3 protein-coding genes are annotated in these 2,241 nt (G+C 64.1%); 2 read left to right on the plus strand and 1 reads right to left on the minus strand.

Annotated features, from left to right (window positions below; genetic code table 11):
- The coding region (locus tag QZ607_RS25710) for a hypothetical protein (protein WP_295889113.1) at nucleotides 1-318 on the plus strand (318 nt) is incomplete at its 5' end.
- A gap of 294 nt (nucleotides 319-612) precedes the next feature.
- On the opposite strand, the gene QZ607_RS25715 is transcribed toward QZ607_RS25710, so the two are convergent.
- The gene (locus QZ607_RS25715; RefSeq protein WP_295889115.1) at nucleotides 613-1,014 is read right to left on the minus strand and encodes a hypothetical protein; all 402 of its coding nucleotides are present in this window, start codon (nucleotides 1,012-1,014) and stop codon (nucleotides 613-615) included.
- Here QZ607_RS25715 and QZ607_RS25720 point away from each other — a divergent pair.
- Entirely contained in the window at nucleotides 1,013-1,789 is a 777-nt protein-coding gene (locus QZ607_RS25720; protein ID WP_295889118.1) for a hypothetical protein, read from the plus strand. The genes QZ607_RS25715 and QZ607_RS25720 overlap by 2 nt on opposite strands.
- Nucleotides 1,790-2,241: the final 452 nt, after the last annotated feature.

Genomic DNA, 2,241 nt, shown 5'->3' on the forward strand with positions numbered 1-2,241 from the left:
AGCCCGCATTGTCCCCGCAATTCACCGTTCCTGCAGTGGCGAAAACCATGCAGGCCAGATGCAAAATACAAGACCTGGCCCTTTGCCTCGCACCTGACATTCTGGCCAACTGCGCTTGACCGTACACGAGCGATTCGTGGTACGTCCCCTATATTCCCCCTTGACGTAGAAAATGCCATTGACCACGGCACGGAGATCATGTTCAAGTGGGCGACCCTTGGGAGCGGCCTGAATCTCCGCAAGGAGTGGGCCGATGATATTCTATTCCGCATCGGTGACGTCGCTGTCGTAGCCCTTGCGCGTTGGATGCTGCTCTGAATTCATTGAATACCCCAATGAACTGGCGAGTGAACGAGTTCTTGCCTAGGAGCGTGGGGATGGTGTATTGAAAATCAATATCTTAGTTTCCAAACAGCCTCTTAGGCGTTTCAGGATTGCTGTTTGTCCATTGCGAAGTCACGCAGCCAGGGCTCCAGGTGTGCCATATCGAAGCTTCCGGCCTCGAACATCTGAATCATCTCGCCATACACTCGTGTCGAAGACCTGCACAAGCGCCAACCGTTGATACGCAGAAACACATCGGCAACAGTCAGGTAGTCACGCGCGGCCACCTCACTTCGCCAGCGCGCGATAGAGGTCGTCAAACTCTCGCACGCTTTCCGCCAGCGCGCCCAGAACCTGTCGGCGTGGCTGCTCCATCCGCCGCTGGACATAGGCGCGCAGGGCCTCATCGACGACAGCTTCCAAGTCGCGCCCATCGCGCTGGGCGATTTCTTGCAATGCCGTCAAGGTCTCCACACTGGCGACGGAGGAGAGCGTTTCGCCCAGCATGGTCGTCATGGATCTGGCCTCTTCCAGTTGGGGGGCTCGAAGATCATAGACGCCGCGCAACGTCGATGCCAGCGCGCAATCTGAAGCAGTCAACGGCTTTCCGAAGGTCTCCGCAAGGCCGAGGGCCGCCGGGTCAGCCTCAGCGCCCTGTATCACCGAGCCGCGCATCGAGCTGCGCGCCATGCGGCAGGACCTGCGCAACCTGGACAACCACTTGAACCTGATCCTGGCGTCCAACCAGCCCAACTCGATGCGCATCGAGGCCAACGACCGGCGCTGCACCGTCTGTCCGCGGCAGGAGGCCAAGCTGCTGGCGCCCGGTGAGGACGGTGCCGAGCTGGCGCAGCGTATCGCGAAGGAATTGCCTGCCTTCGCGGACTACCTGCGCTCGCGCCAGGCGGACCGCAGCTTGGCCGGCACCGCGCTGGACACACCGGCCAAGCGGCTGTTGCAGGCGATCACGCGGACCGCCATCGAAGAGGTTGCCCATGCCTTCCGCCATGGCGACTTGGCGTACTTCGTCGCGCAACGCCCGCTCGGTGCCGACGCCATGCCGCGCACGACGCCGTTCGATGGCCGCCAGGTCTACCCGCGCGGCGCGTACCGGGACTTCCTGGACGAAGCCCTGACGGCAGCGGCGGCCGGCGACAAGCAGGTGGTCTCGCACGAGCACCTGTTCGCGGTCTTCGAGCTGCTGGTGGGCGGCATGCCGAGCAGCAAGGCCAAGCTCAGCAAGCGCTTGGGGCATCAGGGGATGGAGATCATCCCCCACACCCGCGGCGGTACCTCCCAGCGCGGCTTCGGTGTCCAGTGGCAGGCGGACCCGGAGCAGATCGACGCATGGCGCACGCTGCTGGATGCGGAGGCGGAGCCGGGGTTCACGCAAGGGCCATCGCCCGATGAGCCGCCGGCGGTGCATCGCCCGCTGCTGACCAGCGAGCCGGAGGATGCGGCCTAAGGCGCCGCTCAGCCCCGCCCGAGCCTGCCGGCCCGTGGCGGGGCTGTTTGACTGAGCGCTGCCGTCGTCATTCTGGAGCCGGGGCTGTGCCCGGTCTCAAGCGGATGATGGCGGCTGCGCTTGGCGGATTCTCGTCTCCGTTCGCGCGCATCCAGGCTGGGTGGGTGGAGCGCAGATGGGGGTGGGTTGGTTCTGCTGGGTCCCATCTGGGGGATAGGGACCCCACCCTCCGAAGCAGCGCGTTCCTCTGCCAGCATCACGCACGCGCCATCTGTCTAACCCGCAAGTGCCTGGAATAGCGTGGCAACGGCACGAACGCCCTCTCAGGCACCGCCTCACCGATCGGAGCTGGACCCATGTCCAGTCTCCCAATGGATCTTGCCGATGCGTCGCTGGTGCTGCTCGCCGAGTACCCGGGCCACGGGCGCATGTTATCGACGCATGTCCGAGAC

The organism is uncultured Thiohalocapsa sp. (assembly GCF_913063425.1).
In the GTDB taxonomy this organism is placed as follows: Bacteria; Pseudomonadota; Gammaproteobacteria; order Chromatiales; family Chromatiaceae; genus Thiohalocapsa.